Annotated in this window: 22 protein-coding genes and 1 other RNA gene; 18 read left to right on the plus strand and 5 right to left on the minus strand. The window is 52.1% G+C overall.

Features of this window, described 5'->3' with window-relative positions:
• Position 1 precedes the first annotated feature (1 nt).
• Positions 2-421, minus strand: coding sequence for a prepilin peptidase-dependent pilin (gene ppdD / locus U868_RS0107680; RefSeq protein ID WP_025152793.1), 420 nt, complete (start codon positions 419-421; stop codon positions 2-4).
• Between the two features lie 280 nt (positions 422-701).
• On the opposite strand from ppdD, the gene ampD reads away from it, so the two are divergent.
• From ampD to U868_RS0107735, 11 genes are all read left to right on the plus strand, one after another.
• Complete coding sequence (gene ampD, locus U868_RS0107685) at positions 702-1262, plus strand: 1,6-anhydro-N-acetylmuramyl-L-alanine amidase AmpD (protein ID WP_025152794.1); 561 nt, start codon at positions 702-704, stop codon at positions 1260-1262.
• Positions 1263-1749: 487 nt separating this feature from the next.
• Positions 1750-2514, plus strand: coding sequence for a pyruvate dehydrogenase complex transcriptional repressor PdhR (gene pdhR, locus U868_RS0107690; RefSeq protein WP_025152795.1), 765 nt, complete (start codon positions 1750-1752; stop codon positions 2512-2514).
• 177 nt (positions 2515-2691) lie between these two features.
• Positions 2692-5355: a pyruvate dehydrogenase (acetyl-transferring), homodimeric type gene (gene aceE / locus U868_RS0107695; protein WP_025152796.1), complete on the plus strand. Its 2664-nt coding sequence runs from the start codon at positions 2692-2694 to the stop codon at positions 5353-5355.
• A gap of 13 nt (positions 5356-5368) precedes the next feature.
• Positions 5369-7225, plus strand: coding sequence for a pyruvate dehydrogenase complex dihydrolipoyllysine-residue acetyltransferase (gene aceF, locus U868_RS0107700; RefSeq protein ID WP_025152797.1), 1857 nt, complete (start codon positions 5369-5371; stop codon positions 7223-7225).
• Between the two features lie 194 nt (positions 7226-7419).
• Complete coding sequence (gene lpdA / locus U868_RS0107705) at positions 7420-8847, plus strand: dihydrolipoyl dehydrogenase (RefSeq protein WP_025152798.1); 1428 nt, start codon at positions 7420-7422, stop codon at positions 8845-8847.
• A gap of 413 nt (positions 8848-9260) precedes the next feature.
• Positions 9261-11858, plus strand: coding sequence for a bifunctional aconitate hydratase 2/2-methylisocitrate dehydratase (acnB, locus tag U868_RS0107710; RefSeq protein ID WP_025152799.1), 2598 nt, complete (start codon positions 9261-9263; stop codon positions 11856-11858).
• Between the two features lie 189 nt (positions 11859-12047).
• Positions 12048-12419: a YacL family protein gene (locus tag U868_RS0107715; protein WP_025152800.1), complete on the plus strand. Its 372-nt coding sequence runs from the start codon at positions 12048-12050 to the stop codon at positions 12417-12419.
• 129 nt (positions 12420-12548) lie between these two features.
• The gene (mscS, locus tag U868_RS0107720; RefSeq protein ID WP_025152801.1) at positions 12549-13409 is read left to right on the plus strand and encodes a small-conductance mechanosensitive channel MscS; all 861 of its coding nucleotides are present in this window, start codon (positions 12549-12551) and stop codon (positions 13407-13409) included.
• 63 nt (positions 13410-13472) lie between these two features.
• A complete protein-coding gene (locus U868_RS0107725) occupies positions 13473-13958 on the plus strand; it encodes a hypothetical protein (protein ID WP_025152802.1) in 486 nt (161 codons plus the stop codon).
• A gap of 126 nt (positions 13959-14084) precedes the next feature.
• Entirely contained in the window at positions 14085-14708 is a 624-nt protein-coding gene (gene argO, locus U868_RS0107730; protein WP_025152803.1) for an arginine exporter ArgO, read from the plus strand.
• A gap of 91 nt (positions 14709-14799) precedes the next feature.
• Positions 14800-15525 (plus strand): oxidative stress defense protein, encoded by a 726-nt coding sequence (locus U868_RS0107735; RefSeq protein WP_025152804.1) that lies wholly within the window; start codon positions 14800-14802, stop codon positions 15523-15525.
• Here the strand turns inward: U868_RS0107735 and U868_RS0107740 are convergent.
• Positions 15522-16430, minus strand: coding sequence for a LysR family transcriptional regulator ArgP (locus U868_RS0107740; protein WP_025152805.1), 909 nt, complete (start codon positions 16428-16430; stop codon positions 15522-15524). The two genes, U868_RS0107735 and U868_RS0107740, sit on opposite strands and share 4 nt — an antisense overlap.
• A gap of 128 nt (positions 16431-16558) precedes the next feature.
• On the opposite strand from U868_RS0107740, the gene rpiA reads away from it, so the two are divergent.
• Entirely contained in the window at positions 16559-17215 is a 657-nt protein-coding gene (gene rpiA, locus U868_RS0107745; protein ID WP_004238350.1) for a ribose-5-phosphate isomerase RpiA, read from the plus strand.
• A 286-nt stretch (positions 17216-17501) separates the two neighbouring features.
• The gene (gene serA, locus U868_RS0107750; RefSeq protein WP_025152806.1) at positions 17502-18752 is read left to right on the plus strand and encodes a phosphoglycerate dehydrogenase; all 1251 of its coding nucleotides are present in this window, start codon (positions 17502-17504) and stop codon (positions 18750-18752) included.
• Between the two features lie 169 nt (positions 18753-18921).
• Here serA and U868_RS0107755 read toward each other — a convergent pair whose 3' ends face one another.
• The 3 genes from U868_RS0107755 to zapA form a co-directional block, all read right to left on the minus strand.
• Positions 18922-19515, minus strand: coding sequence for a 5-formyltetrahydrofolate cyclo-ligase (locus U868_RS0107755; RefSeq protein WP_029990840.1), 594 nt, complete (start codon positions 19513-19515; stop codon positions 18922-18924).
• A gap of 37 nt (positions 19516-19552) precedes the next feature.
• Positions 19553-19735, minus strand: a non-coding RNA gene (ssrS, locus tag U868_RS24465) — 6S RNA.
• Between the two features lie 108 nt (positions 19736-19843).
• Positions 19844-20173 (minus strand): cell division protein ZapA, encoded by a 330-nt coding sequence (gene zapA / locus U868_RS0107760; RefSeq protein ID WP_025152807.1) that lies wholly within the window; start codon positions 20171-20173, stop codon positions 19844-19846.
• Between the two features lie 149 nt (positions 20174-20322).
• Here zapA and U868_RS0107765 point away from each other — a divergent pair, with 149 nt between their 5' ends.
• From U868_RS0107765 to gcvT, 5 genes are all read left to right on the plus strand, one after another.
• On the plus strand, positions 20323-20904 hold the full coding sequence (locus U868_RS0107765) for a YecA family protein (RefSeq protein WP_025152808.1): 582 nt from the start codon (positions 20323-20325) through the stop codon (positions 20902-20904).
• Positions 20905-20991: 87 nt separating this feature from the next.
• Positions 20992-22311, plus strand: coding sequence for a Xaa-Pro aminopeptidase (gene pepP, locus U868_RS0107770; RefSeq protein WP_025152809.1), 1320 nt, complete (start codon positions 20992-20994; stop codon positions 22309-22311).
• A 3-nt stretch (positions 22312-22314) separates the two neighbouring features.
• Positions 22315-23517, plus strand: coding sequence for a 2-octaprenyl-6-methoxyphenyl hydroxylase (gene ubiH, locus U868_RS0107775; protein WP_025152810.1), 1203 nt, complete (start codon positions 22315-22317; stop codon positions 23515-23517).
• A gap of 3 nt (positions 23518-23520) precedes the next feature.
• Complete coding sequence (ubiI, locus tag U868_RS0107780) at positions 23521-24756, plus strand: FAD-dependent 2-octaprenylphenol hydroxylase (RefSeq protein ID WP_025152811.1); 1236 nt, start codon at positions 23521-23523, stop codon at positions 24754-24756.
• Between the two features lie 305 nt (positions 24757-25061).
• Positions 25062-26156, plus strand: coding sequence for a glycine cleavage system aminomethyltransferase GcvT (gcvT, locus tag U868_RS0107785; RefSeq protein WP_025152812.1), 1095 nt, complete (start codon positions 25062-25064; stop codon positions 26154-26156).
• The last annotated feature ends 23 nt before the right edge of the window (positions 26157-26179 follow it).

The following is a 26179-nucleotide window of genomic DNA, read 5'->3' on the forward strand; positions in this document are numbered from 1 at the left end:
GTTACTTGATGACGTCAAGACAGATTTTTTTCAGCGCCTCTTCTTTGGTTTCACAGACGGTAGTCCAGACAGTGATACCGTTATGCGGACTTTTTGCCGGTGTTGTGCTGACTGTCAGCGCAGCCAGTGAGCTGTTCCCGAGTACAGTCACAACACCGTTTTCTGCTTTGACTGATTTGATATAACGGCCCGGTGAATCAGCAGGGATAGTGCCCTGTCCGCTGCTGCATCCGGCAAAGGCGGGGCTGTCAAAACTGCACAGCTCCACACCGGTTTTAAATGCGGTCACCGTACGCAGCACGTCAATCAGTGCCGCCTTCCGGATATAGTTCTGATAGCCGGGAACCGCAATGGCACTGAGGATCGCCACAATGGCAACCACCACCATCACTTCGATTAATGTGAAACCGTGCTGGTTCATACTGATGCTCCTTTTGTGTCAGTGAACGGGGTACTTATTTAGCGTGATGCACTCTATTCAATGACGGATCGGCAAAAAAGAGAGGCATCCGGATTTCTCGGCACAGATGGAAAACTGCAGTGTAACAACTGAAAACGGCAGATTTTTTTTCGGTCTGACACGCAGAAATCAGCCGTAAAAAATCAGCACTCCCCGGAGAGGGGGGAAGACACGTATACTGTGCGGCACAATATGATATTTGTTATGTGATTCAATAACGGTTTTTTGCTCAGGAGAACGAATGGATATTCAGGATGGCTGGCTGACCACAGCGCGCCGGGTTATCTCACCGCATCACGATACCCGGCCGGAACAGGTGACTCCCCGTTTACTGGTGATCCACAATATCAGTCTGCCGCCGGGACAGTTCGGCGGCCCGTATATCGATCAGCTTTTTCAGGGGACGCTGAACCCGGATGCGCATCCGTTTTTTGCAGAAATACAGGCGCTGCGGGTTTCCGCACATTGCCTTATCCGCCGGACCGGGGAAATTGTGCAGTATGTGCCTTTTGATGCACGGGCCTGGCATGCGGGGGTTTCCTGTTATCAGGGTACGGAAAAGTGCAATGATTTTTCAGTCGGCATTGAGCTGGAAGGCACCGATACCCAACCTTTCACCGATGAACAGTACCGGGCTCTGGCGGCGGTGACACAGGTGCTTCTGGCGCATTATCCGCACATGAACGGGCATATCACCGGGCACAGCGATATTGCGCCGGGACGTAAAACGGATCCCGGCCCCTGTTTCGACTGGAAGCGATACAGGGATTCACTGAATCCGGCAGACGTTCCGGCTGAATAACCCGCAAAATTACGCAGATATGACTGAGGTGAAATTTTCCTGTTTAACGGTTCCCTGCTAGAATCAGTATTCTGGTAATTGTTGTGAATTGAATAAGTTTGATAACAATAGTCATAGCAGAGACGGTCTTGTTTGCCGTCATAACCTAAAAAACCGGCATATATGTGCGGTAAAAATGCACAAAATAAGACTGTGTATTCAGCAAATTGGTCACTGTAACGGTTCAGTTTGCGTATTTATCTGAATTTTAAACGTTAAATTCTGTAACATTCACGATGCAGCATTTAAACGTATCAGTTATCAATTTATGCTAAAATTTAAAAAAAATTGTTAAAACTTGCGGGTTTTTATGATTTAGCTCAAGGTCTTTATAGACAGTTGGTGAATACTTTGTTACTTTAAGACCCTGTAAAAGAAATTGGTATTACCAATTGACTACAAAACCCATGAAGCAATATTTATCCATGTTGATGGTTCTGATACAAATATGGCTTACAGCAAAATCCGCCAACCAAAATTAGCCGACGTGATCGAGCAGCGGCTGGAGCACTTAATCCTCGACGGCACTCTGAGCCCGGGGGAGAAGCTGCCGCCTGAACGCGAGCTGGCCAAACAGTTCGACGTCTCACGTCCCTCACTGCGCGAAGCAATTCAAAAACTTGAAGCGAAAGGCTTTCTGCTGCGCAGACAAGGTGGCGGCACATTTGTACAGAGCAATCTCTGGCAAAGCTTCAGTGACCCGCTTGCCCAGCTGCTGGAAGGGCATCCCGAATCTCAGTTTGATCTGCTGGAAACCCGTCATGCCCTCGAGGGTATTGCTGCCTATTATGCCGCACTGCGGGGAACCGAAGCGGATTTTGTCCGTATCACCAACAGCCATCAGGCCATTGCCGATGCCCGCGACGCCGGGGATGTGGAAGCCGAATCTCAGGCTGTACTGCAATATCAGCTGATTGTCACAGAAGCCGCACATAATGTGGTGCTGTTACATTTACTGCGCTGTATGGTGCCGATGCTGGAAAAAAATATCCGGCAGAACTTTGAATTTTTATATACCCGAAAAGAGATGCTGGCGATGGTCAGCGAGCACCGGGAACAGGTATTCCGGGCCATTATGAGCCGGTCGCCGGAGGCCGCGCGGGAAGCATCCCACCGTCACCTGGCATTCCTGGAGGACGTATTGCTGGATATGAGCCGTGAACATACCCGCCGGGAACGTTCACTGCGCCGTCTCCAGCAGTATACAGAATAAATCAGTAATGGTTTTGGGGCTTACAGATCCCTGAATGCTGCGTCTGTAAGCTGACCTATGCATCAGCGGCAATATATAGCCGGGCCTATCTTCACGTCGCCCGCCAACATTAAGGCAGGATACGTGAAGATAGGCTCGGAATATCATTAGAAACAGATAAACTATAAGGAATACACCATGTCAGACATTTTGAACAATGACGTGGATCCGATCGAAACCCGCGACTGGCTACAGGCGATCGAATCGGTCATCCGTGAAGAAGGTGTTGAGCGTGCACAGTTCCTGATTGATCAGGTTCTGAATACTGCCCGTCAGGGTGGTGTGAATGTTGCAGCAGGTGCTGCGGCCCGTAACTACATCAACACCATTCCTGTTGAGGATGAACCGGCCTACCCGGGCAACCTGGAGCTGGAACGTCGTATCCGTTCTGCTATCCGCTGGAACGCCGTCATGATGGTTCTGCGCGCATCCAAGAAAGATCTGGATCTGGGCGGTCACATGGCATCTTACCAGTCTGCGGCAACCATGTATGAAGTGTGCTTCAACCACTTCTTCCGTGCGCAGAACGAAAAAGACGGCGGCGACGTTATTTATTTCCAGGGCCACTTAAGCCCGGGCTACTACGCACGCGCATTTATGGAAGGTCGTCTGACTGAAGAGCAGCTGAACAATTTCCGTCAGGAAATCGGCGGCAAAGGTCTGCCTTCTTACCCGCACCCTAAACTGATGCCAAACTTCTGGCAGTTCCCGACCGTTTCTATGGGTCTGGGGCCGCTGGCGGCTATCTATCAGGCTAAATTCCTGAAATATCTGGAACATCGTGGTCTGAAAGACACTTCTGAGCAAACCGTTTATGCCTTCCTCGGTGATGGCGAGATGGATGAGCCGGAATCTAAAGGTGCAATCAATATCGCTGTCCGCGAAAGCCTGGACAACCTGATCTTCGTTATCAACTGTAACCTGCAGCGCCTTGACGGCCCTGTCAACGGTAACGGTAAAATCGTTAACGAAATGGAAGGTATGTTCGCCGGTGCGGGCTGGCAGGTAATCAAAGTCATGTGGGGCGGCCGCTGGGATGAACTGCTGAAGAAAGATACCAGCGGTAAACTGATCCAGCTGATGAACGAAACCGTTGACGGCGACTATCAGACATTCAAATCCAAAGACGGTGCTTACGTCCGTGAACACTTCTTCAACCGCTATCCGGAAACCGCTGCATTAGTCAAAGACTGGACTGATGAGCAGATCTTCGCACTGAACCGCGGTGGTCACGATCCGAAGAAAATGTTCGCTGCACTGAAAAAAGCGCATGACACCAAAGGCAAACCAACACTGATCCTGGCCCAGACCGTTAAAGGTTATGGTATGGGTGATACCGCTGAAGGTAAAAACATCGCTCACCAGGTTAAGAAAATGAACATGGAAGGCGTGCGCCATCTCCGTGATCGTTTCAACATCGATGTGCCTGATGATCAGCTGGAAAAACTGCCGTACATCAAGTTTGACGAAAATTCAGAAGAGCAGAAATACATGATGGAACGCCGTGCGGCACTGCATGGTCCGGTTCCTTCACGCCGTTCTCATTTCGATGAGAAATTGGATATTCCTGCTCTGAGCGATTTCAGCCAGTTACTGGAAGAGCAGAACAAAGAAATTTCCACCACTATCGCGTTTGTGCGTGCCCTGAACGTGATGCTGAAAAACAAATCCATCAAAGAACGCATCGTGCCAATCATTGCGGATGAAGCGCGTACATTCGGTATGGAAGGTCTGTTCCGTCAGATCGGTATCTACAACTCCAAAGGCCAGCAGTATACGCCGCAGGACCGTGAGCAGGTTGCTTACTACCGTGAAGATGTGAAAGGTCAGATCCTGCAGGAAGGTATCAACGAACTGGGTGCAGGCGCATCCTGGCTGGCTGCTGCGACCTCTTACAGCACCAACAACGTTCCGATGATTCCGTTCTACATCTACTACTCTATGTTCGGTTTCCAGCGTATCGGTGACCTGATGTGGATGGCAGGCGACCAGCAGGCACGCGGCTTCCTGATCGGCGGTACTTCAGGCCGTACCACCCTGAACGGTGAAGGTCTGCAGCACGAAGACGGCCACAGCCACATTCAGTCTCTGACTATCCCTAACTGCCTGTCTTATGACCCGTCATTCGCGTACGAAGTTGCGGTTATCATGCAGGATGGTCTGGAGCGTATGTATGGTGAAGCACAGGAAAACATTTACTACTACATCACCACACTGAACGAAAACTACCACATGCCTGCAATGCCGGAAGGTGTTGAGGAAGGTATCCGTAAAGGTATCTACAAGCTCGAAACCCTGACCGGTGATAAAGGCAAGGTACAGTTACTGGGTTCAGGTGCGATTCTGCGTCACGTGCGTGAAGCAGGTCAGATTCTGTCTTCTGAGTACGGTATCAGCTCTGATATTTACAGCGTAACCTCGTTCACCGAACTGGCACGTGAAGGTCAGGATTGTGACCGCTGGAACATGCTGCATCCGTCAGAAACCCCGCGTGTGCCTTACATCACTCAGGTGATGAACGATGCACCTGCGGTGGCGTCCACTGACTGGATGAAACTGTTCGCAGAACAGGTTCGCGGTTATGTTCCTGCTGACCAGTACCGCGTACTGGGTACTGACGGTTACGGCCGTTCAGACAGCCGTGATAACCTGCGTCATCACTTCGAAATCGATGCCGGTTATGTTGTTGTTGCTGCTCTGGGTGAGCTGGCTAAACGTGGTGAAGTTGACGTGAAAGTGGTTGAAGAAGCCATTAAGAAATTCAGCATCAACCCTGAAAAAGTTAACCCGCGTGTGGCATAAGAGGTAAAAATTAATGTCTATTGAAATCCATGTGCCCGATATCGGTTCAGATGAAGTTGATGTAACTGAAATTCTGGTCAGTGTCGGCGATAAAGTAGAAGCAGAACAATCACTCATCACCGTTGAAGGTGACAAGGCGTCGATGGAAGTTCCGTCTCCGCAGGCAGGGGTTGTTAAAGAAATTAAAGTGGCTGTGGGCGATAAAGTCAGCACCGGCTCTTTCATCATGGTATTTGAAGCAGAGGCCGCAGCAGCGGCTCCTGCTCCGGCTGCCGCACCTGCTGCTCCGGCGGCGGCTGCATCCGCACTGCAGGAAGTTCATGTACCGGATATCGGCGGTGACGAAGTTGACGTAACTGAAATCATGGTCAGCGTCGGCGATACCGTGACTGAAGAACAGTCTCTGATCACCGTTGAAGGCGACAAAGCGTCAATGGAAGTTCCGTCTCCGATGGCGGGCGTGGTTAAAGAGATCAAAGTGGCTGTCGGCGATAAAGTCAGCACCGGTTCCCTGATCATGGTCTTTGAAGTTGCGGGCGCAGCACCGGCGGCACAGCCTGCCGCAGCCGCTCCGGCTCCTGCAGCAGCGGCACCTGCCGTGGCAGCAGACAAAGAAATCCATGTACCGGATATCGGCGGTGATGAAGTTGACGTGACTGAAATCATGGTCAGCGTCGGCGATACCGTGACTGAAGAACAGTCTCTGATCACCGTTGAAGGCGATAAAGCCTCAATGGAAGTACCGTCTCCGATGGCCGGTAAAGTCAAAGAAATCAAAGTAGCCGTTGGCGATAAAGTCAAAACCGGCTCTCTGATCATGGTATTCGAAGTGGCGGGCGCAGCACCTGCTCCGGCAGCACAGCCTGCAGCAGCCGCACCAGCGGCAGCAGCTCCGGCGTCTGCACCGGCAGCGGCACCTGCTGCGGGTAATGACTTCGTTGAGAACGACGCTTACGTTCACGCAAGCCCGGTTATCCGCCGTCTGGCCCGTGAATTCGGTGTGAACCTGGCGAAAGTCAAAGGGACAGGCCGTAAAGGCCGTATCCTGCGCGAAGACGTTCAGGCTTATGTGAAAGATGCGGTGAAACGCGCTGAAGCGGCTCCGGCTGCAGCAGGCGGCGGTTTACCTGGCATGCTGCCATGGCCGAAAGTGGACTTCAGCAAGTTCGGTGAAGTGGAAGAAGTTGAACTGAGCCGTATTCAGAAACTGTCCGGCGCTAACCTGAGCCGTAACTGGGTAATGATCCCGCACGTTACGCTGATGGACGAAGCGGACATCACTGATGTTGAAGAATTCCGCAAACAGCAGAACAAAGAAGCTGAGAAGAAACAGCTGGGCGTGAAAATCACTCCGCTGGTCTTTGTGATGAAAGCCGCTGCCAAAGCGCTGGTCGACATGCCGCGTTTCAACAGCTCTATCACCGAAGATGCACAGCGTCTGATTCTGAAAAAATATGTCAATATCGGTATCGCGGTAGACACCCCGAACGGCCTGGTTGTTCCTGTCATTAAAGACGTGAACAAAAAAGGTATTCTGGAACTGTCTTACGAACTGGCTGAAATCTCCAAGAAAGCCCGTAACGGTAAGCTGACGTCTTCTGATATGCAGGGCGGGTGCTTCACTATCTCCAGCCTCGGCGGTATCGGGACAACCGGTTTCGCACCGATTGTTAACGCACCGGAAGTGGCTATCATGGGTCTGTCACGTTCATCCATGAAACCGGTATGGGACGGCAAACAGTTTGTTCCGCGTCTCATTCTGCCAATGTCACTTTCCTTCGATCACCGTGTGATCGATGGTGCTGACGGCGCCCGCTTCATCACGCTGATTAATCAGTACATGAGCGATTTACGCCGCCTGGCGATGTAAGCAATTACACTGAGACCGGTGCAGAGCCGGTCTCAGTGGCGCAGGCTGAAACGTGCTCATCCCGGATAACGGGAGTCAGGTCACAGAACTGCGCCTTTCCAGGTTGTTAACAATTTTGTAAACTGCTCTCAGTGTGTACGTCCCGGTGGAATATATGTCGTCTGACCCGCCGGACAAACAATTAAGAGGTCACGATGAGTACTGAAATTAAAGCCCAGGTCGTTGTACTTGGTGCGGGCCCGGCAGGGTATTCAGCGGCTTTCCGCTGTGCTGACTTAGGTCTGGAAACTGTCCTGATTGAACGTTATTCAACCCTGGGCGGTGTCTGCCTGAACGTGGGTTGTATCCCGTCAAAAGCATTACTGCATGTTGCTAAAGTGATCGAAGAAGCGAAAGCGCTGGCTTCTCACGGCATCGTGTTCGGCGAACCGCAGACCGATATCGATAAAGTCCGTCTGTGGAAAGAGAAAGTCATTTCTCAGTTAACCGGCGGTCTGGCCGGTATGGCGAAAGGCCGTAAAGTGACTGTTGTGAATGGCCTCGGTCAGTTCACCGGCGCGAATACTATCGAAGTCAACGGTGAGAAGGGTAAAACCACCATCACGTTTGACAACGCGATTATTGCAGCGGGCTCACGCCCGATCCAGCTGCCGTTTATCCCGCACGAAGATCCGCGTGTCTGGGATTCAACGGATGCACTGCAGCTGAAAACCGTCCCGGGCCGTCTGCTGGTCATGGGTGGTGGTATTATCGGTCTGGAAATGGGTACCGTATACCACGCGCTGGGTTCAGAGATTGATGTTGTTGAAATGTTTGACCAGGTCATTCCTGCGGCAGACAAAGACATCGTTAAACTGTTCACCAAACGTATCAGCACGAAATTTAACCTGATGCTGGAAACCAAAGTGACCGCCGTTGAAGCCAAAGAAGACGGTATCTATGTCACAATGGAAGGCAAGAAAGGTCCTGCAGAACCACAGCGTTATGACGCGGTTCTGGTGGCTATCGGCCGTACGCCTAACGGTAAACTGCTGGCGGCTGATAAAGCCGGTGTTGAAGTTGATGATCGCGGTTTCATCCACGTTGACAAACAAATGCGCACCAACGTGCCGCACATCTTTGCTATCGGCGATATCGTCGGTCAGCCGATGCTGGCGCACAAAGGTGTTCACGAAGGTCACGTGGCAGCCGAAGTTATCTCCGGTCTGAAACACTATTTCGATCCGAAAGTGATCCCATCTATTGCCTATACCGAACCGGAAGTGGCATGGGTTGGTCTGACCGAGAAAGAAGCGAAAGAGAAGGGTATCAGCTACGAAACAGCAACCTTCCCGTGGGCAGCTTCCGGCCGTGCAATCGCGTCTGACTGCGCTGAAGGTATGACCAAACTGATTTTCGACAAAGAATCTCACCGTGTTATCGGTGGTGCGATTGTCGGTACTAACGGCGGCGAGCTGTTAGGCGAAATCGGCCTGGCTATCGAAATGGGTTGTGATGCGGAAGATCTGGCACTGACCATTCACGCTCACCCGACGCTGTACGAATCAATCGGTATGGCGGCTGAGATTTACGAAGGCAGCATCACTGACCTTCCGAATCCGAAAGCGAAAAAGAAAAAGTAATCAGCTGACCCGGTAACCGTGCTGTTACCCGGCTGAAAATAAAAATCCGGCTGCCTCTGGCGCCGGATTTTTTTATTCCCTGCCATCAGTACCCGCCTGTGTATTCATAGACAAACCGGTATTATTCAGATATTAATAATTTCAGCGTGCTGACCGCCGTTCCCGGAACAGCAGAACTGCGCAAATGACCGTTTTTTGCATTCCCGGCCTAATCAATAATCGTGCAGATTCCTGTTTAAAACGGCATAACACTGGTGAAACGGGTAAGCAGCAAGTTTAATTCACTAATGTTATTCAGCTCACAAATTGTTTATGTTGCTTTAATGTGAATGAATTAACAATGTGTTTAAATTTTGATATGCTGAAACCCCGTTGCCGGGCACTCATAAAAAACACAAAGCAAGGAGTACGTCGTGCTGGAAAATTACCGCAGGCACGTTGCCGAACGTGCAGCACAAGGGATCGCCCCTAAGCCATTGGAAGCCGCTCAGGTTGCTGAGTTAGTCGAATTACTGAAATCTCCGCCGACAGGCGAAGAAGCGTTTCTTGTTGATCTGATTACCAACCGTGTCCCGCCGGGTGTTGATGAAGCCGCGTATGTGAAAGCCGGTTTTCTGGCCGCGCTGGCAAAAGGTGACGCACATTCACCGCTGATCACCGCTGAAAAAGCCGTTGAATTACTCGGCACCATGCAGGGTGGTTATAATATTCATGCCCTGATTGAATCCCTCGATAACGAAAAACTGGCTCCGGTCGCCGCCAAAGCCCTCTCTCATACCTTACTGATGTTTGATAATTTCTATGATGTGGAAGAAAAGGCGAAAGCCGGTAATGCCTATGCACAGAAAATTATTCAGTCCTGGGCTGATGCAGACTGGTTTCTGGAGCGCCCGCAACTGGCGGAAAAACTGACCGTCACTGTCTTTAAAGTTTCCGGTGAAACTAATACCGATGATCTGTCACCGGCGCCGGATGCCTGGTCGCGTCCGGACATCCCGCTGCATGCACTCGCGATGCTGAAAAACCCGCGCGACGGTATTGATCCGGATGAGCCGGGTAATATCGGTCCGGTTAATCAGATTGATCTGCTCAGCAAAAAAGGGTTCCCGCTGGCCTATGTCGGTGATGTGGTCGGTACCGGCTCCTCCCGTAAATCCGCGACCAACTCCGTGCTGTGGTTTATGGGGGATGATATCCCGTATGTGCCGAACAAGCGCGGCGGCGGTATCGTGCTGGGCGGCAAAATTGCCCCGATTTTCTTCAACACAATGGAAGACGCGGGTGCGCTGCCGGTGGAAGTGGATGTCAGTAACCTGAATATGGGGGATGTGATTGATGTTTACCCGTATAAAGGTGAGATCCGCAACCATGACACCAATGAACTGCTGGCAACATTTGAACTGAAAACCGATGTGCTGCTGGATGAAGTCCGCGCCGGTGGCCGTATCCCGCTGATTATCGGCCGCGGCCTGACCGCAAAAGCACGCGAGTCTCTCGGCCTGCCGCATACGGATATTTTCCGTCAGGCGAAACCGGTTGAGAAAAGCAGCCGTGGTTTCTCGCTGGCTCAGAAGATGGTCGGCCGTGCCTGCGGCGTGGCGGGGATCCGTCCGGGTGAATACTGCGAGCCGAAGATGACCTCTGTCGGTTCTCAGGATACCACCGGGCCGATGACCCGTGATGAACTGAAAGACCTGGCCTGTCTTGGTTTTTCTGCGGATCTGGTAATGCAGTCTTTCTGCCACACAGCCGCTTATCCGAAACCGGTGGATGTGAATACTCACCACACCCTGCCTGATTTCATTATGAACCGTGGTGGTGTGTCGCTGCGTCCGGGGGACGGTATCATCCACTCCTGGCTGAACCGCATGCTGTTGCCGGATACTGTCGGTACCGGTGGTGACTCACACACCCGTTTCCCTATCGGAATTTCCTTCCCGGCCGGTTCCGGTCTGGTTGCCTTTGCGGCGGCGACCGGCGTGATGCCGCTGGATATGCCGGAATCGGTACTGGTGCGTTTTAAAGGAAAAATGCAGCCGGGGATCACGCTGCGTGATCTGGTGCATGCCATCCCGTATTATGCCATTCAGCAGGGTCTGCTGACGGTGGAGAAAAAAGGGAAGAAAAATATTTTCTCCGGCCGTATCCTGGAGATTGAAGGGCTGCCGACACTGAAAGTGGAACAGGCGTTTGAGCTGGCGGATGCCTCTGCCGAGCGTTCTGCGGCGGGTTGTACCATTAAGCTGGATAAAGAACCGATCACCGAATACCTCAATTCCAACATTGTCCTGCTGAAGTGGATGATTGCGGAAGGTTACGGTGATCGACGTACCATTGAGCGCCGTATTCAGAACATGGAAAAATGGCTGGCGGATCCGCAACTGCTGGAAGGTGATGCGGATGCAGACTATGCGGCTGTGATCGAAATCGACCTCAATGAGATCAAAGAGCCGATTCTCTGTGCGCCGAATGACCCGGATGATGCACGTCTGCTGTCTGACGTGGCAGGCAGTAAAATTGATGAAGTGTTTATCGGCTCCTGCATGACCAACATCGGGCACTTCCGCGCGGCGGGTAAACTGCTGGACAGTCATAAAGGCCAGTTGCCGACCCGCCTGTGGGTGGCTCCGCCGACCAAGATGGATGCTGCGCAACTGACAGAAGAGGGCTATTACAGCATCTTCGGTAAGAGCGGTGCCCGTGTTGAGATCCCGGGCTGTTCACTGTGCATGGGTAACCAGGCGCGTGTGGCGGATAACTCAACCGTCGTGTCCACTTCCACCCGTAACTTCCCGAACCGTCTGGGTACCGGTGCTGATGTGTACCTGGCCTCGGCGGAACTGGCGGCGGTGGCTTCCCTGCTGGGGCGTTTACCGACACCGGCGGAGTATCAGACCTTTATGGATAAAGTGGATGAGACGGCAGAAGATACCTACCGTTACCTCAACTTTGACCAGCTGAACGAGTATACCAAAGTTGCGGATGGCGTGATTTTCCAGACTCAGGTGTGATAGTCAGTATCTGAATCAGTCCGCAGTTTTATCACCGGCGGGAGACAGCAACCACTGTCTCCCGTTTTTTTATACCTGTTATCCGGTTAATTACGGTATCAATGTACCCGGAAAAGGGATAACCCGCTAAAATAAGAGCAGGTGTTGCATACGTGACAGCGGTAAAGCATTAACAAGAGGTATACAGCGATGGATTATGAATTTTCCCTCGGGATCGACGGGAACGTGATAGTTAAGCTGTCAATGGATCACGAAGCAATCGGTCACTGGCTGAATGAAGAAGTGAAAGGGGATCTCTCGGTAATTGATGAGATAACTGCGGCATTTGACAGTATTAAAGGGCGGGAACAGCAGTGGCAGCGTGTGGGGCATGAATACACTTTGCTGATGGATGATGAGGAAATCATGATTAACGCGAATCAGATTACCTTTGAAACGGATGAGCCGGACGAAGGCATGAGTTATTACGATAATGAAAGCATTGCCTTCTGCGGAACAGCTGACTTTATGATTTTACTGGAAAATTATCGTAAATTTATTGTGACCGGCGGGCAGGGCTGAGAATTTTTATTCTGAAATTTTTATTTGTTACGGTAATATAAACCAGTAGTTCTTTACCTGAGGCGATAATCGGTCGGTTATTGCAACAATATTGTTTTCTTTATTTCCGATAACTTATGAGGTGGATGAATGAATGAACAAATCCTGACGGACGGCCTGAATCAGGCGACCGGCTGGCTGGCAAACAATCAGGCATTACTGCTGGAATATGCGGTGAATATTGTGGCTGCCGTGCTGACCCTGATTATCGGTCTGTTTGTGGCGAAAATGGCCGCTAAAGCGGTTTCCCGCCTGCTGTCGATGCGCGGTGTGGATGTCACCGTGTCTGATTTTCTGTCCGCCATGGTTCGCTACGCGGTTATTGCCTTTACACTGATTGCGGTACTGGGGCGTCTCGGCGTACAGACGGCATCTGTTATCGCGGTACTGGGTGCGGCAGGTCTGGCCGTTGGTTTGGCATTGCAGGGTTCACTTTCTAATCTCGCGGCAGGGGTACTGCTGGTCATTTTCCGCCCTATCCGCGCCGGGGAATATGTGGTTATCGGGGCGTCAGAAGGGACGGTTCAGAATGTACAGATTTTCTCCACCACACTGCGCAGTGCCGATGATAAAATCATTGTCATTCCGAACGGTAAAGTCATTGCCGGCGATATTATTAACGTGACCCGTGAACCGAATCGCCGCCGTGACATTATTGTCGGTGTGGCGTACAACGCGGATATTGATCAGGTCAAAGAGATTCTGACAGAGATCGTCGCGGCTGACCCGCGTGTGCAGAAAGAGAAAGGTATCGTGGTGCGCCTCAATGAAATGGCGCCATCCTCTCTGAATTTTATCGTCCGTTACTGGACGAAGAACGGTGATTTCACGGATGTAAACTGGGATCTGCTGGAAAACTTTAAGCGTGCACTGGATAAACATAATATCGGCATTCCGTTCCCGCAGCTTGATGTGCATATGTATCAGAATAGTCAGCAAACACAGGCGTAACAGGTGTATATTATCAGCGGTGCCTCTTCGGGTGCCGCTTTTTTTGCCGTACTGTGAGAGGCTATGATGAGCGAGCATTTACTTCATTTTATTCCTGAGACCCTGAGTTATATCCCGGATGCTGAGCAGCAACAGGCTGCGGAGCAGTATCTGAGTGAATGGATGGCGGCTGACGATATTATGCATCAGGCGGATCCGGACGTGATGTTCTGGTCCGGCAGTGAAAATTTCCGCTATCCGCTGTGTCCTGCCTGCCGCAGGCAGGTTTCCGGCGTCTGGTGGGGCGCGCAGATGAATGCGATTTTTGCGGTCACCGGACAGGCGCGTATTTCTGCGGCGCTGACACCGCGCAATACCCCCTGCTGCGGTGAGCCGGTCGTGATTCCGGATATGGACTATGATGAAACCGGTGGTTTTGCGTGTTACGGGCTGACCGTCCGTTATAACAACAGCTTTATTGTCTGCATGGATAACGGGCGTGACGAAATTATCCGCCGTGTGAGCGAATGTCTCGGCACACCGGTACGTCTGGTCTGGGAGTGGATCTGAGTGCATTTCTCCGCGTGTTATTAGCTACATTAATGACCCATTAAAGCTATTAATTTCACTAATACTGAAATCCCGGTAATATTCATTCCATCCGGCGTGGATTGAATAATTATCGGGATTTTTTGCATGTTATCGACTTATTTTCAGGGGTTGTTACTCGGTGCGGCAATGATACTGCCGCTCGGGCCGCAAAACGTATTCGTTTTACAGCAGGGGAGTCGTAAGCAGTATCATCTGATGAGTGCATTTTTATGCACATTGAGTGATGTTTTACTGATCACGGCCGGGGTCTTCGGCGGCAGTGCGCTGCTGAGCCGGTCAGTGTGGCTGATGGCACTGGTCACCTGGGGCGGCGTGGCGTTTTTGCTGTGGTACGGGTGGGGTGCCCTGCGGGCAGTCTTTACCGCTGATACCGCGCTGACTATGCAGGAGCAGGTGGTCCGCAGCCGCTGGCGGGTGATTATGACGCTGGTGGCCGTTACCTGGCTGAATCCGCATGTTTATCTGGACACCTTTGTGGTGCTGGGCAGCATCGGCGGGCAACTCGGTTCCGATATGCGGATCTGGTTTACTGCCGGGGCGGTTTGTGCATCCATATTGTGGTTCTTTGGTCTGGCGCTGCTGGCCGCCTGGTTCTCTCCGGTGCTGCAAAAGCCGGTATCACAGCGGATTATCAATCTGTTTGTCGGTTCGGTGATGTGGTATATCGCGATACAATTAGCCTTAAAAGGATTGAATATTTCTTATTAATCCGAAATATTGTTTTGCCGGAGTGTGATAGTGTTATGAATTCCGGCATAACATCCTGTTATGTGACCGGTTTAAAACAGAAGGAGGAAATATGAAACTGAAATCTCTTGCTCTTGCCGCGATGGTTGCCCTGGGAAGTTACACGGCTGCGGTTCAGGCAGCGGAAACTCCGGCTGGCCCGCATATTTCAACCTCCGGCAGTGCTGTGATCCAGGCGGAGCCTGATATGGCGACATTGACTATCAATGTGACCGTCAGGGAAAAAGAGGCGTCAGCCGCCAAAGCACAGGCAGATAAACGTGTGGCGCAGTATTTTGATTTCCTGAAAGCGCAGGGAATTGAAAAGAAAGACATTAATGCGGCCAATATCAGTACCAGTCCGGATTATGTCTATGACAAAGAGAAAGAAGAGCCTGTTATCCGTGGTTATAATGCCTCCCGCTCTGTCACGGTAAAAGTGCATGATCTGAACAAGCTGAATACATTGCTCGACGGTGCCCTGAAAAGCGGCCTGAATGATATCAGCGCCGTGGAGTTCGGGGTGAATAATCCGGAAAAATACCGCGAAGAAGCACGCCAGAAAGCGATTTCAGATGCGATTTCACAGGCTAAATCCGTGGCAAAAGGCTTTGGTACTGAGCTGGGTGCCGTTTACAGCATCGGTTATAACGCACCACAGCCGGTTCCGGTGATGGCGCGTGGTAAAATGATGCTGGCTGCCAATGCACCGGCAGCGGTATCAGCGGATGAAACCTATGAACAGCAGACTATTGATTTCCGCGACCAGGTGGATGTCGTGTTTGAACTGAAACGTTAATCCGTGTCAGGCGGTTCCTGCCGTAAGGTCTGACGCCCGTGTTTCAGCAGGGCGTCAGTCACCCGGCGCATAGTGGCACTTTCCGGCGCAAACCGGTGCCAGTACAGCATCCGGCGCTGAAACAGCCCCGGTGTCAGATCCAGCAACTCTCCCCGTTCCAGCTCATCCGCAATCTGCAAATGCGGGATCATACAACAGGCCGAACTCTGTTTTGCCAGCTGTACAAACGCTTCCGAGGAATTGAGCACGTGGCTCGGCACACTGCCGGGAGCGAGGTCAAAATTGGTCTGCAAAAAGGCCATGTGCATATCATCGAGATAATCAAACGCCACAGCCGGTGCTTTCAGCAGGGCACTGCGGCTGACACCGTCAGGAAAATAACGGGCGGCAAATTCCGGTGAGGCGACAAAGAGGTAATCCAGCGCACCAAGCTGATCCGCCAGACAGCCGGGCAGCGGACGCGGCTGAATACTGACCGCACCGACCACTTCCCCGCGCCGCAGGCGTTCATGTGTCCGCGATTCATCTTCCACCTGAATATTCAGCCGGATAGACAGATCCGCCAGAACATGGCGCAGTGCCGGGAGCAGCCAGGTCGCGAGGCTGTCGGCATTGACCGCCAGAGAGATCAGCGGCGGCTCAATATTCCCCGCATCATCCCCCAGCCATTCGGCTTCCAGTAATTCCACCTGATGCAGCAGGCCGAGCAGCTTCTGGCCTTCTTCGGTCGGACGCGGCGGCACGGTACGCACCAGCAGCGGCTGTCCGAATAAATTTTCCAGCTGTTTGATACGCTGCGAAACGGCAGACTGGGTAATACAGAGTTTCTGTGCAGCCCGCTCAAAACCACGTTCACGGATAACAGCGTCCAGCGCCTGCAGGGCACGATAATCCGGTCGTCTCATGGCGGTTTTCTCCTCTTTTTTATAAGTCATTCACAATATGCCATAATTCGCATTCCGGGGGAGAAATAATTGCTATAATTATTGCGGGCTATGCCGGTGGCATAGGATGACGATGAAAAGGCAATAACATGACTCAGGATGAATTAAAAAAAGCGGTTGGCTGGGCGGCATTAGAATTCGTGAAGCCGGGCACCATTGTCGGTGTGGGCACCGGGTCCACCGCATCTCACTTTATTGATGCACTGGCAACCATGAAAGGCCAGATTGACGGCGCGGTATCCAGCTCTGTGGTTTCAACCGAAAAACTGAAAAGCTACGGCATTCCGGTGCTGGACTGCAACGACGTGGACAGCCTGGATGTGTATGTCGACGGCGCGGATGAAATCGACCACCACATGAATATGATCAAAGGTGGTGGTGCGGCACTGACCCGCGAGAAAATCGTGGCGGCTATCGCGAAGAAATTCATTTGTATCGTGGATGAAAGCAAGCGTGTTGATATTCTGGGTAAATTCCCGCTGCCGGTGGAAGTGATCCCGATGGCGCGTTCTTATGTGGCACGTGAACTGGTCAAACTCGGCGGTCAGCCGGAATACCGTCAGAATGTGGTGACGGATAACGGTAATGTGATTTTGGATGTCTACAATCTGGAAATCCTGAACCCGGTTGAGCTGGAAAATAAAATCAACGGGATCGCCGGTGTGGTGACTGTCGGTTTATTTGCTAACCGTGGTGCCGATGTGGTGCTGATGGGAACTCAGGATGGCGTAAAAACCATTAAATAAATCAGTACGGTATCTGTCATATTCAGATGCTGGATAAGGAACCGGAAACGGTTCCTTTTTTTATTTTTTTTAAATCATAAATTTCGGTGATATATATCACAATTTTGTCTTTGATATGGCCAAAATATCAGCGCTCAGCGGCATTTTTTCATTTTCTTCTGCAAACCGGCCTTTTCCCTGTGACTTGTTCTGTGCCTTATACAGGAGCGTGTATTGCGGAGACGTTATTTTTTGTTATTTTGATGTGAGGACAGGACATTTCGGGAACTTAACAAAAGGCAGGGTCATGGTAAAAGTATCACTGGAAAAAGATAAAATTAAATTTCTGCTATTGGAAGGCGTACACCAGAGTGCGGTAGACAGTCTGAAAGCAGCGGGTTATTCAAATATTGAATATCATAAAGGTGCATTATCCACGGAAGAATTAAAAGAAGCGATCCGTGATGCACGCTTTATCGGTATCCGATCCCGTACCCAACTGACGGAAGAGATTTTTGCCTGTGCGGAAAAACTGGTCGCTGTCGGTTGTTTCTGTATCGGGACGAACCAGGTTGATCTCGATGCTGCGGCAAAACGCGGTATCCCGGTCTTTAACGCGCCATTCTCAAACACCCGTTCCGTGGCTGAGATGGTGCTGGGCCAGTTATTACTGCTGCTGCGCCGTATTCCGGAAGCCAATGCCAAAGCCCATCGTGGTATCTGGGACAAACAGGCGAAAGGCTGCTACGAGGCGCGCGGTAAAAAACTGGGGATTATCGGTTACGGTCATATCGGGACACAGCTTGGGATCCTGGCGGAATCCATCGGTATGGATGTCTATTTTTACGATATCGAAAACAAACTGCCGCTTGGTAATGCCACTCAGGTACGTCATCTGTCTGAACTGCTGAATATGAGTGATGTGGTCACGCTGCATGTGCCGGAAACGGAATCCACCAAAAATATGATTGGCAAACAGGAGTTTGAGCTGATGAAACCGGGGGCGATTTTTATCAACGCCTCACGCGGTACGGTGGTCGATATCCCGGCACTGAGTCAGGCTCTGGCATCAAAACATCTGTCCGGTGCGGCGGTGGATGTGTTCCCGTCTGAACCGGCGGCCAACAATGACCCGGCAGATCCGTTTATTTCTGAGCTGATTGGGTTTGATAATGTCATTCTTACCCCGCATATCGGCGGCTCCACCCAGGAAGCACAGGAAAATATCGGGTTTGAGGTCGGCGGTAAGCTGGCGAAATACTCTGATAACGGCTCGACGCTCTCTGCGGTCAACTTCCCGGAAGTCTCTCTGCCGGTGCACGGCCAGAATGCCAACCGTCTGCTGCACATCCACGAAAACCGCCCGGGACTGCTGACCAGCATCAACCAGGTCTTTACTGATCGCGGTATTAATATCGCGGCGCAGTATCTGCGGACGGCGGGTGATCTGGGCTATGTGGTGATCGACATTGTGGCGAATAACAAAGACGAAGCGGATGATGTTCTGCTGCAGCTGAAAGCGCTGCCGGGAACTATCAGAGCGCGTCTGTTGTTCTGATAACAGAACGACTGAAGGTAAAGTAAACGGACGGTAACGGGCAGACGAACGAAAAGCATGCGCGTCACGGATGTATTTACAGCGACTTTTCGTTTTGCCCGTTACCGGTAGTTTCACCGGAGTCAATGTGTGACCGGTGTATCTCTCTGTTAAATAACTGTATGTTTATTTATGTTCCGGCCACAGCCAGCGGCGTGATCACTTCCGGCAGCGGGACATCCCACTGTGCGGCGGGAAGTTCATCAACCTGCTGACAATCATGTGCCAGTCCCGCCGGGTAAAACCCTTTCTTCTGCCAGCCCGCCAGGGTGCGGTCATAAAAACCGCCGCCCATCCCGAGACGCTCTCCTTTTTCATCAAACGCAACCAGCGGAATAAACATCATATCCAGTTCCTGCGGCGGCAATACCTGTGTGACATCCAATGCCGGTTCTGAAATTGAAAACTTGTTTTTAATCAGCGGGGTATCAGGGCGATAAGCAAGGAATAACAGATGATGGCGGCTGAACGGGTGAAGAACAGGTAAAAATACCTGTTTTCCCTGTGACCACAGCCACTCTGCCAGCGGACGGGTATCAATTTCACCATCAAAAGAGAGAAACAGGGCAATATTATTGGCGCGGTGTATATCAGGGTGATGAATGATTTGCTGAACAAGGTCTTGTGCGGCAGCAGTCTGCTGCTGTGGTGTCAGCGCACGGCGCTTGTTGCGGATTAACTGACGCAGATGATGCCGCGCTTGTAACAACGGGTCATTAGTCATAGTGAAATCAGCGAAATATCAGGCGATAAAAAAGAGAGAGGTCTCCAAGATGCCGTCGCAGGCTGTAACCCTTGAACCCTTGGTTCAAGGTGAACGCGGTGTTGCTTCCATTAGGCTGCCTGAACGAATCAGGTATGCTCACCGGTGACAAATCACCACATTCTGTCTGTATCAATATCGGCTCAGGGGACTGACCCGCAGACAAACATCTCAGAGAATTTTGTGAACGTTGTGTAACGCTGTTCTTAAACTCATTGTATGAAATCAGGTGGAGATTGCAACCTAATTTCTAAAATTTTTTTGTCTAGTGACTGATTTCTAAACAATTTTATTCAATAGGTGTTACCTGGCGCTCCGTGATACGGGTTTGGTCATGCAGCGCCTGCTCGATAGTCTGCTGTAACAGTTTTATCTTTTGTTCCATGTTATAGGCATAATCGCGCGTTTTCAATTTTTCTTGTGTCAGTTCGTGACAGATGTTTAGCGCGACGATAAAAACGAGCTGTTCTGTGTTGGACACCCGGCTGCGTTCTTTCAGGTCCTGTAACCGTTGTTCAAGCTCCGCAGCAGAAGCGAGCAGAGCTTCTTTTTGTTCCGGTGGACAATTAACGCGCATGGAACGCCCGAATATCTGGATATCAACGGGTTGTGCAGACATGAAATCTTCCTTTGGTTCTGCAACAGGATATTATCCTGTGTGACGTGAATTGTGTACGTTATAGCAGCAGGCCGCAGCCCTTATCTGGTACAGCGGCGCCTCTTGATGGTAGCATATCATGAACTGAAACCCGACTGGTGAGCAAAATAATGACTCCGGATAAAACACTGCCCGATTTTAAAACACTTGATGAACTTTTGCGTCAGCAGGCCGTCGCCATGAGTGCGTCAGAAATGCACGGCCTGATTACGGGTCTGCTCTGCGGCGGTAACACAGATGAGAGCTGGATGGCGCTGATTCATGACCTGACCAACGAAGGCATGGCGTTTTCACAGGTTCTGGCACAGCCGCTGCGTGCTCTCTTTAATACCACATTTGAACTGCTTGATGATACCGAATGTCAGTTTAATTTACTGCTGCCGGATGATGAGGCGGGTGTGTTTGCCCGGGCCGATGAGCTGGCAGGCTGGGTCAATCACTTCTTATTAGGTCTGGGTGTGGCGGATCCGAAATTCAGTGATCGCAAGGAAGTCAAAGAAATTGTGACTGATCTGCGGGAAATCGGCATGCTGGGCTATGATGAGGCAGAAGATGCCGAAGAACTGGATGACGCGCTGGAAGAAGTGATCGAGTATGTCCGCGTTGCGGTACAGCTGTGCTATATCTCGCTGGCGAAACCGCGCAGCGCACAAAAGGCTGATGCGCCGGAACAGAAACCGACATTACACTGATATATCTGAATCTGTCCGCAGCGGATAATTTGCTGCACACTGAACCATCAGATTTCTGAATCATCACACAGTACAAGGAAAGAGGGTATGAATAAACACGAATTTATCTCACGCCGTCAGGCATTGCTGGAAAAAATGGCACCGGCCAGCGCGGCGGTTTTCTTTGCGGCACCCCCGGCTCAGCGCAATGCGGACAGTGAGTATCCCTACCGTCAGCACAGTGATTTTCTCTACCTGACCGGCTTCAGTGAGCCGGAAGCCGTACTGGTACTGATTAAAAGTGATGAAACCCATAACCACAGTGTCCTGTTTAACCGGGTTCGTGATCTGACGGCGGAAATCTGGTTCGGCCGCCGTCTCGGCCAGGATGCCGCGCCGGAAAAACTGGGTGTGGATCGCGCACTGCCGTTTGATGAAATTAACGAACAGCTCTGTCAGTTGCTGAACGGTCTCGACACCCTCTATTTCGCGCAGGGCGAAATGGCGTATGCCGATACCATTGTTTTTAATGCGCTCGACACACTGCGCCGCGGCAGCCGCCGCAATCTTTCCGCGCCGGCCATCATTATTGACTGGCGGCCGATCGTCCACGAAATGCGTCTGTTTAAATCCCCGGCGGAGCTGGACATCATGCGCCGTGCTGGGAAAGTCAGCGCACTGGCACACACCCGCGCGATGGAAAAATGCCGTCCGGGCATGTACGAATACCAGTTACAGGGCGAAATTGAACACGAGTTTGTCAGTAACGGCGCGCGTTTCCCGTCCTATAACACGATTGTCGGCAGCGGCGAGAACGGCTGCATTCTGCACTACACCGAAAACGAATGCCGGATGAAAGACGGCGATTTGGTGCTGATCGATGCCGGATGTGAAATTGAGGGTTATGCCGGGGATATTACCCGCACCTTCCCGGTGAACGGCAAATTCAGCAAAGAACAGCGTGAAATCTATGATCTGGTACTGGAAACCCTGGATGTTTCCCTTGAACTCTACCGTCCCGGTACTTCTATTGCAGAGGTGACAGATCGCGTGGTGGAAATCATGACGGAAGGGCTGGTAAAACTCGGCTTACTGACCGGGGATGTACCGCATTTGATCGAGACCAAAGCATACCGCACATTTTTCATGCATAGTCTCAGCCACTGGTTAGGACTGGATGTGCATGATGTCGGCCATTACGGCACGGAACGTGACCGTATCCTGGAGCCGGGCATGGTGCTGACCATCGAACCGGGGCTGTATATCGCGCCGGATGCGGATGTGCCGGAGGCATATCGCGGCATTGGTGTCCGTATTGAGGATGATATTGTCATCACGGCGGACGGCAACGAAAACCTGACCGCGTCAGTGGTCAAAACCGCAGATGATATTGAAGCGCTGATGGCGCAGGCAAAACAGGCTGAATAATTAATGAGTGTGATAATCACCGGGGGCGGAATGACCGGCGCAACACTGGCGCTGGCGCTTTCCCGCCTCAGTCACGGCAGGCTTCCCGTTGCACTGGCGGAAGCCAGATTACCGGATGATCACCATCCGGGGTTTGATGCGCGGGCGATTGCCCTGGCGTACGGTACCTGTCAGCGGCTGGAAAAAATCGGGCTGTGGTCCGCCCTGAAAGCGCATGCGGCACCGATTACCCGGGTGCATGTGTCTGATCAGGGACATACCGGCTGTGTGAATATTACCGCCGGTGATTATGATATTGATGCACTCGGACAGGTGATTGAGCTGTATGATGCCGGGCAAACCTTGTTTGCCGAACTGGCAAAAGCAGAAAATGTCACGCTGTATTGTCCGGACAGCGTAAAAAATATTACCCGCACGATGGATTCGGTCAGTGTTCATTTAGACAGCGGCAAAACACTGAACGGTCAGGTTTTGATTGCTGCGGACGGCAGTCACTCTGCGGTCGCGCAACAATGCGGCATGCAGTGGAGCGACACCCCGTATGAGCAGGTGGCGGTGATTGCCAATGTGATGACAGAGCTGGATCCGCAGGGGCGGGCGTTTGAGCGTTTCACCCCGCAGGGGCCGCTGGCCATGCTGCCGATGACAGAAGGGCGCAGTTCGCTGGTCTGGTGTCACCGGGCAGAACATGCGGAAGCCGTGCGTGAATGGGATGATGAGACCTTCTGCCGCGAATTGCAGAAAGCTTTCGGCTGGCAGCTGGGCAAAATCGTCACTGCCGGTGCCCGCCACTGTTATCCGCTGACCCTGAGTGCCGCGCACTCTCAGATTTCCCACCGCCTGGCACTGGTGGGTAACGCCTCGCAGACACTCCATCCGATCGCCGGTCAGGGGTTTAACCTGGGCATGCGTGATGTGATAGCACTGGCGGAGGTTATCAGTCAGGCGTTTTTATCACAGGAAGATATTGGTCAGTACCGTGTGCTGATGCAGTATCAGGCCGCCCGCGAGGCTGACCGGCAGGCGACAATGACCCTGACTGACAGCCTGGTGCGCCTTTTCTCCAATCGCTGCTTCCCGCTGGCTGCCGGACGGAATGCCGGTCTGATGGCAATGGAAATGCTGCCGTTTCTGCGTAACCGGCTGGCAAAACAGACACTCGGCTGGGTCGCGCAGCCGGTTAATACCGCCACGGAAAGAGGATAAACAATGCAGTCATATGATGTGGTAATTGCCGGTGGCGGCATGGTCGGGCTGGCACTGGCCTGTGGTCTGCACGGCTGCGGGCTGCGTATTGCCGTGATTGAAAAGCAGGCTCCGGATACCCGTTTTGATCCGCAGGCGCCGTTTGCTGTCCGGGTCTCGGCTATCAACAGTGCCAGTGAGCGCTTACTGGGGCGGTTGGGTGTCTGGCAGGATATTCTGACAAAACGCGCGGCACCGTATCAGGGCATGGAAGTGTGGGATAACGACAGCTTTGGCCGTATCGCGTTCAGCGCGGCGGAAGCCCATTGTGAACACCTCGGCCATATCATTGAGAATGATGTGGTCCGCAACGCGCTCTGGGAGCGGGTGCAGACACTGTCTGATGTGACGCTGCTCACCGGCACACAAATCCGTCAGGTGGTGTGGGGCGAAAACGATGCCTTTATCACCCTGGAAAATGACGATATGCTCACGACCCGCCTGGTGGCGGGGGCCGACGGGGCAAATTCCTGGCTGCGCCAGCATGCGGATATCCCGGTCTCGTTTTGGGATTATGAACACCACGCGCTGGTCGCCACTATCCGCACAGAGCTGCCGCATGAGAATGTGGCGCGTCAGGTTTTCCACGGCGACGGCATTCTGGCATTTCTGCCGCTGCCGGATGCTCATCACTGCTCAATTGTCTGGTCTCTGCCCGGACTGACAGCACAGCACTGTCTGGATCTGGATGAGGCTGCGTTTAACCATAAACTGGCAGCGGCGTTTGATATGCGTCTCGGGCTGTGTGAAGTGGTCAGTGAGCGGCGGGCGATCCCGCTGACCGGGCGCTATGCCCGTCAGTTTGCCGCACCGCGTCTGGCGCTGCTGGGCGATGCCGCCCATACCATTCATCCGCTGGCCGGACAGGGGGTTAACCTCGGTTTTATGGATGTGGCGGAACTGATTGGCGAAATCCGCCGTCTGACCGCGGAGGGCAAAGATATCGGCAACTATTTCTGGCTGCGCCGTTTTGAGCGCCGCCGCAAGCAGAGTGCCGCAATGATGCTGGCCGGGATGCAGGGCTTCCGTGAACTGTTCGACGGCAACAATCCGGTGAAAAAACTGGTCCGTGATATCGGTCTGGTGCTGGCGGACACACTGCCGGGCGTAAAACCGGCGCTGCTGCGCCATGCCCGCGGACTGAGTGATATGCCGGACTGGCTGCGTGAACCGAAACCGGCATCAGCTGAAAAAATCTAATTTAATGGTCTTTTTCACATTAGTTTTATTCATAATGCACTAAAATTTAACCGGTCGATCCGGCCGGTGTTTTAGTGCATTCCCGCCGCTTAATTCAAAACTATCACCTGTTAATGCTTTTTTGCGTCTCAGGGCTCAGAATGGCAGATGAAAAATCTGCATACTGACGGCTCGTATTTTTCCGTCCGCGTACACGGTCACAATTTTTTCTTATGGTTACGTTTGTGATTCGGTGATAACGTCAGGAAAAGGGTATCGTTTGCGCGGTACACGCTGCGCACTATGTCTGACTGAAAGGGGATAGAATGGCACAACACACACCACTGTCCGGTGAGCACGTTGCCTGCGGGGCAAAAATGGTGGATTTCCACGGCTGGATGATGCCGCTGCACTACGGCTCCCAGATCGAAGAGCACCACAATGTCCGCAATGACGCCGGTATGTTCGATGTTTCCCATATGACAATCGTGGACTTTCATGGTCCGCAATGTCAGCAGTTCCTCCGTTATCTTCTCGCCAATGATGTGGCAAAACTCACCGAAAAAGGCAAAGCACTGTATACCGGGATGCTCAATGCGTCCGGCGGTGTGATCGACGATCTTATCGTCTATTACTTTGCGGATGACTTTTACCGGCTGGTGGTGAACTCCGCCACCCGCGAAAAAGATCTGGCGTGGATTGACGAACATCGCAAAAACTTTGCGGTTGAGATGACAGTCCGTGATGATTTGGCGATGATTGCTGTTCAGGGGCCGCATGCCAAAGAAAAAGTCGCGACACTGCTGACTGCGGAACAAAAAGCGGCTGTTGCCGGGATGAAACCGTTTTACGGCGTGCAGAGCGGGGATTATTTCATTGCCACCACCGGGTACACCGGCGAGGAAGGTTATGAAATCGCGCTGCCCGCAGAGCAGGCTGCTGACCTGTGGAAAAAACTGCTGGCCGCCGGAGTAAAACCGGCAGGGTTAGGGGCGCGGGATACTTTACGCCTTGAGGCAGGCATGAATCTTTACAGCCGGGAGATGGACGAAACCGTCAATCCGCTGGCGGCGAATATGGGCTGGACCATTGCCTGGCAGCCGGAAGACCGGAAATTTATCGGCCGTGAGGCACTGGAAAAATTCCGCCGCGACGGCACTGAAAAACAGGTCGGACTGGTGATGCGCGAAAAAGGCGTACTGCGGGCCGGCATGGAAGTCCGCTTTACTGATGAGCTCGGCAAATTACAGACCGGCGTTATCACCAGCGGAACCTTCTCCCCGTCACTGGGGTTCAGTATCGCGCTGGCCCGCGTCCCGCAGGGGATCGGAAATACCGCTATTGTACAGGTGCGTAACCGTGAAGTGCCTGTTGAGGTCGTGAAACCGGGGTTTGTCCGTAACGGCAAAGCACTGGTCTGAACATCCGTATTTTATTGTTAAAT

The sequence above is a fragment of the Morganella morganii H1r genome (genome assembly GCF_000633515.1).
Taxonomy (GTDB): Bacteria; Pseudomonadota; Gammaproteobacteria; order Enterobacterales; family Enterobacteriaceae; genus Morganella; species Morganella morganii_B.